Annotated in this window: 11 protein-coding genes and 1 tRNA gene; 9 read left to right on the forward strand and 3 right to left on the reverse strand. The window is 62.7% G+C overall.

All coding sequences use genetic code 11. The features are described 5' to 3' along the window. Positions 1–10: 10 nt before the first annotated feature. Positions 11–1,552, forward strand: a complete 1,542-nt coding sequence (locus ACREB4_RS09980; RefSeq protein ID WP_431588061.1) for a 2-isopropylmalate synthase — start codon at positions 11–13, stop codon at positions 1,550–1,552. Between the two features lie 109 nt (positions 1,553–1,661). Then, a complete protein-coding gene (pbpG, locus tag ACREB4_RS09985; protein WP_431588062.1) occupies positions 1,662–2,828 on the forward strand; it encodes a D-alanyl-D-alanine endopeptidase in 1,167 nt (388 codons plus the stop codon). Positions 2,829–2,906: 78 nt separating this feature from the next. Here pbpG and ACREB4_RS09990 read toward each other — a convergent pair whose 3' ends face one another. After that, positions 2,907–3,653 carry an IclR family transcriptional regulator gene (locus ACREB4_RS09990; RefSeq protein WP_431588063.1) on the reverse strand — a complete coding sequence of 249 codons (747 nt, stop codon included), beginning with the start codon at positions 3,651–3,653 and terminating at the stop codon, positions 2,907–2,909. A 191-nt stretch (positions 3,654–3,844) separates the two neighbouring features. Here ACREB4_RS09990 and ACREB4_RS09995 point away from each other — a divergent pair, with 191 nt between their 5' ends. After that, on the forward strand, positions 3,845–4,918 hold the full coding sequence (locus ACREB4_RS09995; protein WP_431588064.1) for a TIGR03790 family protein: 1,074 nt from the start codon (positions 3,845–3,847) through the stop codon (positions 4,916–4,918). A 5-nt stretch (positions 4,919–4,923) separates the two neighbouring features. On the opposite strand, the gene ACREB4_RS10000 is transcribed toward ACREB4_RS09995, so the two are convergent. After that, on the reverse strand, positions 4,924–5,880 hold the full coding sequence (locus ACREB4_RS10000) for a class I SAM-dependent methyltransferase (RefSeq protein ID WP_431588065.1): 957 nt from the start codon (positions 5,878–5,880) through the stop codon (positions 4,924–4,926). 113 nt (positions 5,881–5,993) lie between these two features. Continuing rightward, complete coding sequence (locus ACREB4_RS10005; RefSeq protein WP_431588066.1) at positions 5,994–6,845, reverse strand: squalene/phytoene synthase family protein; 852 nt, start codon at positions 6,843–6,845, stop codon at positions 5,994–5,996. Between the two features lie 143 nt (positions 6,846–6,988). On the opposite strand from ACREB4_RS10005, the gene ACREB4_RS10010 reads away from it, so the two are divergent. The 6 genes from ACREB4_RS10010 to clpX all read left to right on the forward strand — a co-directional run bounded on the left by ACREB4_RS10010 (position 6,989) and on the right by clpX (position 15,102). Further along, positions 6,989–8,155: an efflux RND transporter periplasmic adaptor subunit gene (locus ACREB4_RS10010; protein WP_431588067.1), complete on the forward strand. Its 1,167-nt coding sequence runs from the start codon at positions 6,989–6,991 to the stop codon at positions 8,153–8,155. Between the two features lie 16 nt (positions 8,156–8,171). Continuing rightward, positions 8,172–11,315, forward strand: coding sequence for an efflux RND transporter permease subunit (locus tag ACREB4_RS10015; RefSeq protein ID WP_431588068.1), 3,144 nt, complete (start codon positions 8,172–8,174; stop codon positions 11,313–11,315). Between the two features lie 103 nt (positions 11,316–11,418). Further along, positions 11,419–11,505, forward strand: a tRNA-Leu gene (locus ACREB4_RS10020). Positions 11,506–11,543: 38 nt separating this feature from the next. Further along, positions 11,544–12,863 (forward strand): trigger factor, encoded by a 1,320-nt coding sequence (gene tig, locus ACREB4_RS10025; RefSeq protein WP_431588069.1) that lies wholly within the window; start codon positions 11,544–11,546, stop codon positions 12,861–12,863. A gap of 210 nt (positions 12,864–13,073) precedes the next feature. Further along, entirely contained in the window at positions 13,074–13,694 is a 621-nt protein-coding gene (gene clpP / locus ACREB4_RS10030; RefSeq protein ID WP_431588070.1) for an ATP-dependent Clp protease proteolytic subunit, read from the forward strand. A gap of 127 nt (positions 13,695–13,821) precedes the next feature. Then, entirely contained in the window at positions 13,822–15,102 is a 1,281-nt protein-coding gene (gene clpX, locus ACREB4_RS10035) for an ATP-dependent Clp protease ATP-binding subunit ClpX (RefSeq protein ID WP_431588071.1), read from the forward strand. The last annotated feature ends 86 nt before the right edge of the window (positions 15,103–15,188 follow it).

Below are 15,188 nucleotides of genomic sequence, written 5' to 3' on the forward strand. Positions count from 1 at the left end.
GGAGACCACCATGACCGACAAACTGATCATTTTCGACACCACCTTGCGCGATGGCGAGCAATCGCCCGGCGCTTCCATGACACGCGACGAGAAGCTGCGCATCGCCAAGCAGTTGGAGCGCCTGAAGGTGGACGTGATCGAGGCCGGGTTCGCCGCCTCGTCCAATGGTGACTTCGAGGCCGTGAAGTCCATCGCCGCGGCGATCAAGGATTCCACCGTCTGCTCACTGGCCCGTGCCAACGACCGCGACATCGCGCGTGCCGCCGAGGCCCTGAAGGGCGCCAACTCCTGGCGCATCCACACCTTCATCGCCACCAGCGCGCTGCACATGGAAAAGAAGCTGCGCATGTCGCCCGAACAGGTGCTCGAGCAAGCGAAGCTCTCGGTGCGCTTCGCCCGGAACCTCACCAGCGACGTCGAGTTCTCGGCCGAAGACGGCTACCGCTCCGACATCGACTACCTGGCCCGCGTGGTCGAAGCCGTCATCAACGAGGGCGCGACCACCATCAACATCCCCGACACCGTCGGCTACGGCATCCCCGACCTGTACGGCAGCTTCATCAAAACCCTGCGCGAGAAGGTGCCCAACTCCGACAAGGCGATCTGGTCGGTGCACTGTCACAACGACCTGGGCATGGCCGTGGCCAACTCCCTGGCCGGCGTCAAGATCGGTGGCGCACGCCAGGTGGAATGCACCATCAACGGCCTGGGCGAGCGCGCCGGCAATTGCGCCCTCGAAGAAGTCGTGATGGCCGTCAAGACCCGCCGCGAATACTTCGGGCTGGACACGCGCATCGACGCCAGCCAGATCATGTCGGCGTCGCGCCTGGTGTCGCAGACCACTGGTTTCGTGGTGCAGCCGAACAAGGCCGTGGTGGGCGCCAACGCCTTCGCGCACGCCTCGGGCATCCACCAGGACGGCGTGCTCAAGGCCCGCGACACCTATGAAATCATGCGTGCCGAAGACGTGGGCTGGGCCGCCAACAAGATCGTGCTGGGCAAATTGTCGGGCCGCAACGCCTTCAAACAGCGCCTGACCGAACTGGGCATCGACCTCGATTCCGAAGCCGGTATCAACACGGCTTTCGCCAAGTTCAAGGAACTGGCCGACCGCAAGAGCGAAATCTTCGACGAGGACATCATCGCCTTGGTCGGCGACGAAAGCGTCACGCCCGAACAAGAGCATTACCGCCTGGTGTCGCTGTCCCAGCGCTCCGAAACCGGCGAGCGTCCACACGCCAGCATCGTGTTCGCGGCCGGCGACACTGAACACCAATCCGAGAGCGATGGCAATGGTCCGGTGGACGCGAGCCTCAAGGCAATCGAGACCGTCGTGAAAAGTGGCGCGGAAATCGTCCTCTACTCGGTCAATGCAATCACCTCCGGAAGCACAGAATCCCAGGGAGAGGTGACCGTTCGTTTGCAACACAGTGGGCGCGTGGTCAATGGGGTCGGAGCCGATCCGGACATCGTGGTGGCGTCAGCCAAAGCCTACCTGTCAGCGTTGAACAAGCTGCACAGCAAGGCCGAAAGGGTTGCTGCGCAGGGGTAACACTCGATCATGATGGCCTGAATGGCGAGGTCACTTTACAAAATACGCGTAAGTCATTGATCTGGCGCGTATTTTTTTATACACTTCGCACTGTGACGAAAGGGCTGTGATGGTCGTGCTCAAGAAGTTGAAGAAAAGTTTGCTGTCGTTGATGGTGTTGTCGGTGGCCTGCCTGGCCCTGAGCACGCCAGGCTTGGCCGAGGCCAAAGCCAAAAGCAAGGCCAAAGCACGCACCACCGCCACCAGCAAGGCCAGCCGTTCGGTGCCCACGGCCAAGGTCAAGCCCAAGGCCACCGTGCGCAAATCGCGCGTGGTTCGCGCCCAAGGCGTCCGCCGCATCTCGCGTGCCGAGCCGCCCATGCCCCTGGCTGAGTCCCTGTCCGCCGAGCGTGGCGGCGTGATCAAGACCGCGGTGGCGGTGGCCGGTGCGTCGGCGGCCTCTGGTGCGTCTTTTGGTCAGCTCTATGGCCTGCACCACACCCCCGATCCCCTCTACCTCAAGTCCAGCGTGGCTTTCGTGATGGACCAGGACACCAACGAGGTGCTGCTGTCCAAGAATTCCGAAGCCGTGCTGCCCATTGCTTCGCTGACCAAGCTCATGACCGCCATGGTGGTCGTCGAGGCCAAGTTGTCGCTGGACGAATCCATCACCATCACCTCCGACGATGTGGACACCGAGAAAAACAGCAGTTCGCGGCTGGCGGTGGGTGCCACGCTGACGCGCGGTGAATTGCTGCACCTGGCCTTGATGTCCTCTGAGAACCGCGCTGCGCATGCCCTGGGCCGCATCTACCCGGGTGGCCTGCAGGCTTTTGTCGCGGCCATGAACCGCAAGGCCCAGTTCCTGAACATGTCGGACACCAAGTATGTCGAACCCACGGGTCTGAGCAGCCAGAACCAGTCCAGCGCACGCGACCTGGCCACCCTGGTCAAGGCCGCCTACCAGCAGCCCTTGATCCGCGAGCTCTCCACCTCGCGTGAATATGCGGTGCACCTGGGCAAGCGCCAAGTTCAGTTCCACACCACCAACAGTCTGGTGCGCAACCCCAGCTGGGACATCGGTCTGCAGAAAACGGGTTACATCGTCGAAGCTGGGCGTTGCCTGGTTCTGCAAGCCCGCATGGCTGGCCGCAAGCTGATCATGGTGTTCCTGGATTCCGCCGGCAAGTATTCCCGCCAGGCCGACGCCGAGCGTGTGCGCCGTTGGATTGAAACGGCGCCCCAGGCGCCGCGTGGTTCGGCCGATCTGGTCGCGGTGCCCAAGGTCACTTCCTGACGTTGTTGGTCAGGCAGGTCAAAAGAAAAAGGCCCCGAGGGGCCTTTTTTCATGGCTGAGCGGAATGCCGTGTGGCAATCAGCGGCCGGTGGTCCATCCCAGGGTGGTGGAGATCCGGGCGGCGGCACCCTTGAGTGCATCGCTCCATTCGGGGTTCAGGCGCAGGCTGCTGGTGCTCAAGCTCAGGCTGGCCACGATCTGGCCGCTGTCGTCGATGACCGGGGCGGCCGCCTGTTGCTGTGCAGGCTCCACCGAATCGCCATCCACCGCGAACCCATTGGCCCGCACGTTCTGCAGTTCGGTGTGCAGGGTTTCGGCACGCGTGCCGTTGGCCTGGGCCAGGGCGTGCAGTTGCGCCGCAGTCCATTGGCTGATCAGGACCTTGCCTGCGGCGCTGGCGGCCAGGGGTGCGCGTGCCCCCAGAACCCGGTTCACCTGGATGCCATTGCGTTCGTGGCTGGTGCGCTCGACGCAAAGGGCCTCGTCGTCCTGCCGGACGTGCAAGGCCACGGCTTGCCCTGTGAGCCGGTGCAGGTCCTGCATCGGCTTGATGGCCAGGTCGCGCACGTTCAATCTTGATTTCACCAGGTTGCCCAGTTGCAGCAGGCGCAAGCCCAAGCGGTAGGTGCCGGGGCCGGAGCGCTCTACAAAGCCGCCCACGGCCAGATCGTTGAGGATGCGGTGCGCGGTGGATGGGTGCAAACCCGTGCGTTCGCTCACGGTTTTGAGCGATGCGGAGTCTCCTTCGAGGGCCAAGGTGTCCAAAAGACTGAACATTCGGGCCATGACCTGGATCGAAGTGGAGGGCGAGGTGGATTCACTCATCGGGTTTTCCTTCGTGGCAAACCATTTTGAAAGGTGGGATCCCTCGTCATTCGGCGAAATAATCGGTGGCTTGAGGGTCATCTAGGGGCACAGGAGCCCACCTTTTCGGGATTTGATAACGCCTTATGAAAAATCTCTTCCGTGAAGTCGGGATCCGGCTGGTTTTGGCCGGTGGATTGGTGGCCGGGCTCATGAGCCCGTTCCAGGTGAACGCGGCGGTGCCCTCGCTGGCGGCCGAATACAGCGACTCGGCGGCCTCCGGTGGTGCCGGCGGGCGGCGCTGGATGACCATGTCTCGCGTCTTCGGGCGGCTCACCGCCAAGGACCTGGGGATCGTCATCAACACCGACGATCCTTATTCCGTCCAGGTCGGCGAGTACTACGCCAAGGCCCGCGCTATTCCCGCCAGCCGCGTTTTGCGCATCAGCCTGCCCATCAAGTCCACCCTGGGCCCCGACGAGTTCGAGGCGTTCAAGAAACAAGTGGACGACTTTTTCGGCGCCAAAACGCAGGCACTGGCCTTGACTTGGCGATTGCCCTATGGGGTGAACTGCAACTCGATCACGGGGGCGCTGGCCATGGGTTACGACGCCAAGCTTTGCAGCAACACCTGCGCGGCGCCCACGCGAACCTCACGGTATTTCGGATCCAGTTCGACCAAGCCTTTCACGGACCACCAAATGCGCCTGAGCATGCTGCTGGCGGCCAAGGACGCGGACACGGCCAAGGCCCTGATTGACCGGGGTGTGAAGTCGGATGGCACCTTGGGCCTGCGCGGGGCACCGGCCGTGAACGCGCATTTCGTCACCACCTCGGACAGCATCCGCAGCGTGCGCCAGCGCCTGTTTCCCCCGGCGGGCAGCAATCCGCCGTTTGGGGTCGATGTTTACCTGGATCAGACGGATGCCTTGAAGAATGCCGACCGCGTGCTCGTGTACCAGACCGGGCGTGCGCAAGTCGATTTTCTGGACACGAACGAGTTCGTGCCGGGCGCTTTGGGTGACCACCTCACGTCCTTCGGAGGCATCCTGGACAAGCCGCATGGACAGATGACCGTCCTGTCGTGGATCGATGCTGGCGTCACGGCCACCTACGGCACCACCAGCGAGCCGTGTGCGCACCTGCAGAAGTTCCCGCATCCCCAGGCTTTGATCGGGTTCTACCTGCAAGGCGCAACCGCCTTGGAGGCTTATTGGAAGAGCGTGGCCTGGCCGCAGCAAGGGCTGTTCGTGGGTGAGCCACTGGCGGCACCTTTCGGTCGCTGAGACATTCAGGGCGCGGGCCGCAAATAGAAAATGGCCTGGTCGCCCTGGTGGTCGTGGTTCAGTTCCCGGGCCCTGCGCTTGAACTCGGCGATGTCATCCTCGGAAAATGGCGAGGCGGCGGGATCGACGGCGTAGGAGTTTTTGCCGCGCAGCGGAATGCCCTTGAGGTATTGCTCGCTGCCCCAGAACTGGAAATCGGTGGAGTCGTACACCACCTGGTCGACCACCATGCCGGCATCGCGGGCCAGTCGGTTGAGGCTGTCGACCGAGTGCAGGAAGAAGTGGCGAGGAGCGTCGAGCTGAACCCAGTTGACGCCGTAATGCTTCCAGGCGTAGGAACTCACCGTGGGGATTCTGACAATGCAATGACCCGAAGGTTTGAGAATGCCCGCCACGTGCTGCAGTGTTTCGAGCTGATTGGGGATGTGTTCAAAAGAATGGTTGAACATGATCAGGTCATGGGCACCCGACACGCCGGTGATGGGCTTCTTCAAGACCTTCACGCCATCGTCGTAGCTCAATTCCTGGGCAATGAAAGGATCGGCGCCCAGGAGGTGGGTCATGCCCGACGATGCGAGTAATTTGAGCAAGGTGCCAGCACCGCAGCCCACATCGATGACGCTGCTGTCGGATTTCAGCTTCAGCGGCCTCAGGAATTGAAATGCGTCTGTGGGAAAGGCCCGCAGCAACCAGCCGCCAATTTTCCCTTGGCCCGAAATCGCATGGCGATTCCGGATTTTCATCATCCGTTGCCGAATCGGATGGCGCGTGACTTCCTTTTGCTGGTATGAATAATATTGCCCGGCATAATATTCATGGATGTTGTCGGGGATGTCAGATATTTGAAGGCAACCGCATTCTGCGCAAAGTATGTAAGTGAATTTTTCATGCTTGCCATACATCATTTCCTGCGCTTCAAAGAGCGCATTATTGGAGACATTGCCGCAGATTGTGCATTTCATGGAAACTCCCTTGGCCTACGATGAGGCAGGGCGTTTTTAGCTCAAATGAAATCCTGGCGAGTCATGGTTTACCAGCGGGGGCTGGAAATTCCCCCATTGGGTGTTTTTCTGGTCTAACGATTCTTCGTGGCGATCCACCACTTGCGCAAGGGCGTCAGGATGATGCGCCCATGCAAAACGTCGGCACCTCGGGCGGCAATCTCGTCGATCAAAGCCATGTGCAAGGCGGCCAAGACCCGCAAGGGGCGCAGGGCCTTGCGCTCAGCAGACGGCAGCCGGGCGAGCGCGCCCAAAGAATCTTGCAGGCTCTGACGTGCCTGGCCGTGAAGGTGGCTGAGCAGGCCGGGCCAGTGTTCGGGCGCCTGTCCCGCTGAGGGGCGCAGCAGTTCGTGCGCCTTCACGTCATGCTGCTGCAGGGTGCTGACGGGCACATGCAGCCACCCCAATCGCGCGTCCTGGCCCAGGCGGGCAAGGTGATGGGCTTGCCGAAGGCCCCAGCCCAGTTCGTGTACTGTGGTCAGTGCGGCCTCTGAATGGGCCCCGAGCAGGTGGGCTGCACCTTCGCAAGCCGCGCCTGTGGTCGCCAGGGCATGCTTTTTCTGGCTGGGCTCGTCCAGCCAACGCGTCTGCTGCACCAGGGACTGCATGCCCTCGACCTGGGCCAGCCACACCTCCAGCGGCGGCAAGCGCCCCGGTGCGGGGACGCCAGGCTTGAACAAGGCCTTGGTCAAGGGATGGCTTGGCTTGCCCTCGAAGCTGTTACGCACCTCCTGGTGCCACCAGGCCAGTTTGGTCTGAGCCACGCCCGGGTCGCTGACATTCAAGGGGATGCTGCTGACCTCATGCCACCAGTGAATCCAGGCCTGCAGCGATGGGCGCAGTTGCGTGGGCGTGGATTGCAGTGCATGGTAAAGACTGCTGCCCGGCCTGATCAAGGGCAGGGGGGCGTTGGGCGATGGAGGCATGGGCTTGGTGTGGACAAAGACAGCACATTGTCTCAATTGGCGCGGCTTCCCTCAAAAAATCGCATTACTGACCCGTTGGTCAGTTACGATGGCGACCGGTTTAGTCAGCAGATCCAAACCCCATTACCACCATGAGCGACCCCATGAGCATGCCTCGCCGGACCCGGTTCTTTGCCCTCGTCCTTGCAACCCCCTTGTTGCTGGCCACCGCAGGTTGCGGCAAGGCGCCCCCGGCCCCCGAACCCGTTCGGGCGGTGCGCACCTTGGTGTTGAGTGAAACCGGCGGCGCCGTCGACCGCGAGTTTTCCGCCGAAATCCGTGCCCGTGTTGAATCCCGCCTCAGCTTCCGCGTGCCAGGCAAGGTGTCGCGTCGTCAAGTCGAATTGGGGCAGGCGGTCAAGCCGGGGCAGGTGCTGGCCCAGCTCGATCCCCAGGACCTGGTGTTGACGCAGGAATCCGCGCGCGCGGGCCTGGCGGCGGCGGAGGCCAATGCCGCCCAAGCCGCGGCTGATTTCAAACGCTTCAATGAGCTCAAGGGGCAGGGCTTCATCAGCGCGGCCGAATTGGACCGCCACAGCACGGCCCTGAAGTCGGCCGAAGCCAGTCTGCGGCAAGCGCGTGCTCAGGCGGGAGTGCAGGGCAACCAGGCCACCTACGCCACCTTGACCGCCAGCGCTTCCGGCGTCATCACGGCGGTGGACGCGGAACCCGGTCAGGTCGTGAACGCTGGCACCCCGGTGCTGACCTTGGCCCAAGACGGCCCGCGTGATGCGATCTTCTCGGTGCCAGAAGACATGGCCCCGACCATGCGCGGTTTGTTGAACAAGCCTGGCGCCATCAAGGTGCGCCGTTGGGGCACCCAGGACTGGCTGCCTGCCAAGATCCGCGAGGTGTCGGCCGCCACGGACAGCGTGACCCGCACCTTCCTGGTCAAGGCCGATGTGGGGCAGGGCGCCTACGAGTTGGGCCAGACCGCCACCGTGGCGCTGAGCACACCGGTGCGCTTCGCCGGCGGCTTGCGCATCCCGCTGCAGGCCCTGACGGAGCAGAACGGCCGCTCCGCCGTGTGGGTTCTGGACGGTGGCAGCATGACGGTCAAGCTGCAGCCCGTGGTCACCGCCGATGTCACCGGCAATGTCGTGATCATCGCCAATGGACTCAAGGCTGGCCAGGAGATCGTCACGGCGGGCGTGCACGTGCTCAAGCCGGGCCAGAAGGTCAAGCGCTACCAGACCGCGCTGGATGCCGCGAGTGCGCGTTCTTCCGCGGCCGGCGCCAGCCAGCCTGTGCAGCCCGCTGTCGCGCAGTGATCCTGAGGAGCCTGCCGTGACTGCCATTGTCAAAAAAGCGCCGGATCCTTCGGCCCGCCATTTCAACCTGTCCCGTTGGGCGCTGGAGCACCCCGCACTCACGCGCTACCTGATGGTCGTGCTCATGCTGCTGGGCGCGGCCGCCTATTTTCAGCTGGGGCAGGACGAAGACCCGCCGTTCGCCTTCCGCATCATGGTGGTCCGCTCCTACTGGCCCGGCGCCACGGCGCAAGAGATGGCCGAGCAGGTCACCGACAAGATCGAGCGCACTTTGCAGGAAGTGCCTTACGCCGATGTGATCCGCTCTTACAGCAAGCCGGGCGAGGCCTTGACCTTCATGCAGGTCAAGGATTCCTCACCGCCCAAAGAGATCCCCAACCTCTGGTACTTGGTGCGCAAAAAGATCGGCGACATGCGCCAGACCTTGCCGCCCGGCGTGGTCGGGCCTTTCTTCAATGACGAGTTCGGTGACGTCTACGGCTCCATCTATGCCCTGTCCGCCGATGGCTTCACGCCGGAAGAACTGCGCCAGTTCGCCGAGAAGGTGCGCTCGCAATTCCTGCGCGTGCCCAGCGTGGGCAAGGTCGAACTGATGGGCGTGCAGCCCGAAAAGATCTTCCTGGAAGTGCCGCAGCAAAAGCTGGCCCAGATGGGCCTGGACATGAACCAGTTCATCCAGCAGCTCAATGCGCAGAACGGCATCGAAGGGGCGGGCGTGTACGCGGGCGAGTACAACAACATCCAGATGCGCATCACGGGCGCGTTCACCTCGGTCGAGCAATTGCGCCAGATGCCGATCCGGGCCGTCAATCCCGCCACCGGGCAGGCCCGCACGGCCAAGCTGGGCGACGTCGCCACCATCCGCCGTGCCTACGAATCGCCCGCCACCACCAAGGTGCGCCACAACGGCAAGGACATCATCGCCATCGGCGTGTCCATGGCCAAGGGCGGCGACATCATCCAGCTGGGCAAGAACCTGCACGCGGCAGCCGCGAAAGCGCACGCGGACCTGCCCGTGGGCATCGAACTCGACCAGATCCAGGACCAGCCGACCTCGGTGTCCAGTTCGGTGGGTGAGTTCGTCCACGTGCTGGTCGAGGCCGTGGCCGTGGTGCTGGCCGTCAGTTTCATCAGCCTGGGCTTGCACACCAAGCCCTTGCGCCTGGACATCTGGCCGGGCCTGGTGGTGGCCATCACCATTCCACTGGTGCTGGCCGTCACCTTCCTGATCATGTACTTCTGGAACGTGGGCCTGCACAAGATCTCGCTGGGGGCGCTCATCATCGCCCTGGGCCTGTTGGTGGACGACGCCATCATCGCGGTCGAGATGATGGTGCACAAGCTCGAAGAGGGCTACGACAAGGTGGCTGCGGCCACCGCGGCCTATGACCTCACCGCCATGCCCATGCTCACCGGCACCCTGATCACGGCCACGGGTTTCCTGCCCATCGGCCTGGCGCAATCGGCGGTGGGGGAATACACCTTCGCCATCTTCGCGGTCACGGCGGCGGCCTTGCTGGTGTCCTGGGTGGTGTCGGTCTACTTCGTGCCTTACCTGGGGCAGCACCTGCTCAAGACCCGGCCCAAGGTCAAAACGGTCGATGGCGAGTCCCATGCCGACTTGCACGACACGCCGTTCTACCGCCGCTTCAAGTCCCTGGTGAACTGGTGCGTCGAGCACCGCTGGATCACCATTGGCCTGACCATCGGTGCGCTGGTGCTGGGCGTGCTGGGCATGGGCAAGGTGCAGCAGCAGTTCTTCCCGGATTCCAGCCGCCCCGAGCTGCTGGTCGACCTGTGGATGCCGGAAGGCACCAGCTTCGAAGCCACCGAGGCCGTGGCCAAGCGCTTCGAGGCCCGTGTGATGAAGGAGGAGGGCGTCAAGACCGTCAGCACGTGGATCGGCTCTGGCTTGCCGCGCTTCTACCTGCCCATGGACCAGATCTTTCCGCAGAGCAACGTCAGCCAGGCCGTCATCATGCCGACCGACGCGCACACCCGCGAAGCCCTGCGCGCGCGTCTGCCCGAACTGCTGGCCACCGAGTTCCCGGAAATCCGCGGGCGCCTGCGCCTGCTGCCCAACGGGCCACCGGTGCCTTATCCCGTGCAGTTCCGCATCGTGGGAGAAGACCCCGCGCAACTGCGCCATTGGGCCGATGAAGCCAAGACCTTGATGCGCGCCCACCCCAACATGACGGGTGTCAACGACAACTGGAACGAGCAGGTCAAGGCCATCCGCCTGGTGGTGGACCAGTCCAAGGCTCGCGCCCTGGGCGTGACCTCCCAATCCATCGCCCAGGCGATCCGGGTGACCACTTCAGGCACCACCGTTGGCCAGTACCGCGACCAGGACCGCCTGATCGACATCGTGATGCGCACGCCCCTGTCGGAGCGGGCCACCCTGAGCGCGCTCGACAACTCCTACATCCCCACGGCCTCGGGCCGCATGGTGCCCGTGCTGCAGATCGGCAAGCCGCAACTGGTCTGGGAGCCGGGCGTGATGTGGCGCGAAGGTCGCCATTTCGCCATCACGGTGCAAGGCGACGTCACGGAAGGCACCCAGGGGCCGACCGTCAGCACCGCCCTGTGGCCGCAGATGCAGGCCCTGCAGCAGAAGATGCCGCCGGGTTTCCGCGTCGAACTGGCGGGCACGGCCGAGGAAAGCAGCAAAGGCCAGGGCTCCATCTTCGCCAACATGCCCGCCATGCTGTTCATCATCTTCACCTTGTTGATGCTGCAACTGCAAAGCTTCTCGCGGGCGCTGCTGTCCTTCCTGACCGGCTTCATGGGCATCGCTGGCGTGGCCGCGGCCTTGTTGATCCTGAACCGGCCCTTCGGATTCGTGGCCCTGCTGGGCGTGGTTGCGCTGATGGGCATGATCATGCGCAATTCCGTCATCCTGATCGACCAGATCGAGCAAGACCGGGCCCAGGGCATCCCCGACTGGGACGCCATCGTCGGCTCGACCGTGCGCCGTTTCCGCCCGATCGCCTTGACGGCCGCGGCCGCCGTGCTGGCCATGATCCCCCTGTCGCGAAGTGTGTTCTGGGGCCCCATGGCCGTCGCCATCATGGGCGGCCTGATCGTGGCCACGGCGCTGACCCTGCTGGCATTGCCAGCCATGTACGCGGCCTGGTTCCGCGTGCGCAAGCCCGTGTGAGGGTGACCGCCGATGAAAACTGCGCTTTTGGCGCGGTAGAATCGGCGGTTCAGACCAAATAGCCTGCTTGGCTGCATCTAGCAACCAGGTTGTCAAAGTCGATGCGCGGGTGGCGAAATTGGTAGACGCACCAGGTTTAGGTCCTGACGCCAGCAATGGTGTGGGGGTTCGAGTCCCCCCCCGCGCACCAGGCCTTTTATCAATTACCTAATTTTGAGAGTACATGACATGGCTGTCACCGTGGAGACCCTCGACAAGCTGGAACGACGCATCACGCTGTCGCTGCCAGCTGACGTGCTCAGGAACGAAGTCGACGCCCGCTTGAAGAAGCTGGCCCGCACCGTCAAGGTTGACGGCTTCCGTCCTGGCAAAGTGCCCATGACCGTGGTCGCCCAGCGCTACGGCTATTCCGTTCAGTACGAAGTGGTCAACGACCAGGTCGGCCAGGCCTTTTCCAAGGCCGCCGCCGAAGCGCAATTGCGCGTCGCTGGTCAGCCCCGCATCGCTGAAAAAGAAGGCTCGTCCGCCGAAGAAGGCAAGCTGCTCTTCGACGCCACCTTCGAGGTCTACCCGCAAGTCGTCATCGGCGACCTGTCGACCGCCGAAGTCGAGCGCGTGACCGCCGAAGTCAACGATGCCGCCATCGACCGCACTGTTGAAATCCTGCGCAAGCAACGCCGCACCTTCGAGCAGCGCGCTGCCACCGAAGCAGCCGCCGATGGCGACCGCGTCACCATCGACTTCGAAGGCAAGATCGACGGCGTGCCCTTCGACGGCGGCAAGGCCGAGGGCTACCAGTTCCTGCTGGGCGAAGGCCAGATGCTCGAAGCTTTCGAGAAGGCTGTTCGTGGCATGAAGACGGGCGAGTCCAAGACTTTCCCCCTGAAGTTCCCCGACGACTACCATGGCAAGGACGTGGCCGGCAAAGAAGCCGACTTCCTCGTGACCCTGAAGAAGCTGGAAGCCCAGAACCTGCCCGAAGTGAACGAAGAGTTCGTGTCGAGCCTGGGCCTGCCCGAGTCCTCGATCGAAGCGCTGCGCGCCGACATCAAGAAGAACCTCGAGCGTGAAGTCAAGTTCCGCGTGGCCGGCCGCAACAAGGCCGCCACCATGGACGCCCTGCTCAAGCTGGCCGAGTTCGACGTGCCCAACTCCTTGGTCGCCGCCGAAACCGACCGCCTGGTCGAAGGCGCCCGCGCTGACCTGAAGTCGCGCGGTGTCAAGGATGCCGACAAGGCGCCAATCCCCACTGAGATGTTCCAGCCCCAGGCCGAGCGCCGCGTGCGCCTGGGCCTGATCGTGGGCGAACTGGTGCGCAACAACAACCTGGCTGCCAAGCCCGAGCAGTTGCAAGCCCACATCGAAGAACTGTCGCAAAGCTACGAGCAACCCCAGCAAGTGGTGGCCTGGTACATGAGCGACCGCCAGCGCATGGCCGAGGTCGAAGCCGTTGTCATTGAAGGCAATGTGGTTGATTTCGTGCTGTCCAAGGCCAAGGTTACCGACAAGGGCCTGGGCTTCGAAGAACTGATGGGTCAGCAAGGCTGATTTTCCCGTCTTTCCGGGGCGTGAAGCCCTGGCAAGGGCACCTGCCAATCCCCAGCGGAGGCAGGTGCCTTTTATTTTGTGCGAACGTCCCCATGTGCGTCCTAGCAACGGAAAGACGACAAGGACACTCTCCGGCTTTTTCCGGCGTTCTGGCGGGCCTTCCGAGGCGCCATAATCAAATCACGCATTGAATATTCCACAAGGAAGCACATGAGCGCTCTGGACACACAAAACCTGGGCTTGGTGCCCATGGTCATCGAGACATCAGGCCGCGGCGAACGCGCCTACGACATCTACAGCCGTTTGCTGCGCGAACGGGTGGTTTTCCTGGTGGGACCGGTCAACGACCAATCGGCCAACCTGGTCGTGGCGCAACTGCTGTTCCTCGAAAGCGAAAACCCCGACAAGGACATCTCCTTGTACATCAACTCGCCGGGCGGCAGCGTGAGCGCGGGCATGTCGATTTTCGACACCATGCAGTTCATCAAGCCCGACGTGTCGACCCTGTGCATGGGCATGGCCGCCTCCATGGGCGCCTTCTTGCTGGCTGCCGGCGCCAAGGACAAGCGTTTCGCGCTGCCCAATTCCAAGATCATGATCCACCAACCTCTGGGCGGCACCCAAGGCCAGGCCACGGACATCGAGATCCATGCCCGCGAGATCCTCAAGACCCGCGAGCAACTCAACCGCATCCTGGCAGAACGCACTGGCCAATCCCTGGAAAAGATCCAGTTGGACACCGAGCGCGACTACTACATGTCGGCTGCGGAATCGGCCACTTACGGTTTGATCGACAAAGTGCTGGAAAAGCGCCAAGCCGCGGCCTCCTGATTGCCAAAAAGGTGGCCGGATGCGAGGTAAAGCCCCAGCAAAGGCTTCTTCTTCGACCGGCCGCCAGCCAAGGCGTTTGACTTATCATCATCACCAACATTTGCTGACTCACTGACAGGCCTGCCCCATGTCCGAAAAAAAAGGCTCTTCCAGCGAAAAGATCCTGTACTGCTCCTTCTGCGGTAAGAGCCAGCACGAGGTCAAGAAGCTCATCGCCGGCCCGTCGGTCTTCATTTGTGACGAATGCATCGACCTGTGCAACGACATCATCCGGGATGAGGTCGCGGCCGAGGCCGAACAGACCGCCCGCCCAGCGCGCAGCGATCTGCCCACTCCCAACGAGATCAAGGCCCAACTCGATCAGTACGTGATTGGGCAGGACACCGCCAAACGCACGCTGTCGGTGGCGGTCTACAACCATTACAAGCGCTTGCGCCACATGGGCACGGGCGATGGCAAGAAGCCCGACATCGAACTGTCCAAGAGCAACATCCTGCTGATCGGCCCCACGGGCTCCGGCAAGACCCTGCTCGCCCAGACCCTGGCCCGTCTGCTGAACGTGCCGTTCGTGATCGCCGACGCCACCACGCTGACCGAAGCCGGTTACGTGGGCGAGGACGTCGAGAACATCATCCAGAAACTGCTGCAGAACTGCAACTACGAGGTGGACAAGGCCCAGCGCGGCATCGTCTACATCGATGAAATCGACAAGATCTCGCGCAAGTCCGACAACCCCTCCATCACGCGTGACGTGTCGGGCGAAGGCGTGCAACAGGCCTTGCTGAAGCTGATCGAAGGCACGATGGCCTCGGTGCCGCCGCAGGGCGGTCGCAAGCACCCCAATCAAGATTTCTTGCAGATCGACACGACCAACATCCTGTTCATCTGCGGTGGCGCTTTCGACGGCCTTGAAAAGATCATCCAGAACCGCTCCGTCAAGTCGGGTATCGGTTTTGGCGCGGCGGTCAAGAGCAAGGAAGACCGGAAGCTGTCCGAGGTGTTCCGCGAAGTCGAGCCCGAGGACCTCATCAAGTTCGGCATCATCCCCGAGTTGATCGGCCGCATGCCCGTGGTCGCCACCTTGGGGGAATTGACGGAGGACGCTTTGGTGCGCATCTTGACCGAACCCAAGAACGCGCTCGTCAAGCAGTACCAGCAGTTGCTGGGCATGGATGGCGTCGAATTGGAAATCCGTCCCGCTGCCTTGACGGCCATCGCCCGCAAGGCCTTGGCCCGCAAGACGGGGGCGCGTGGTTTGAGGTCCATCCTGGAGCAATCCTTGCTGGACACGATGTTTGAATTGCCAACCCAGGAAGGAGTGCAAAAGGTGGTGCTGGATGAACCCACCATTGATGAAAACGCCAAGCCCCTGTTGGTGTACCGGGAACAGGTCAAGGCCAGCGCTTGAACCTGAACATCCTGCTCTGATGGGTGTCGGTCACCCGACGCCCTTGTGTTTTGGTTTTAGAGCCCCATCTGGGACTCTGACAAAGA

This window comes from Aquabacterium sp., assembly GCF_050725395.1.
In the GTDB taxonomy this organism is placed as follows: Bacteria; Pseudomonadota; Gammaproteobacteria; order Burkholderiales; family Burkholderiaceae_C; genus Aquabacterium.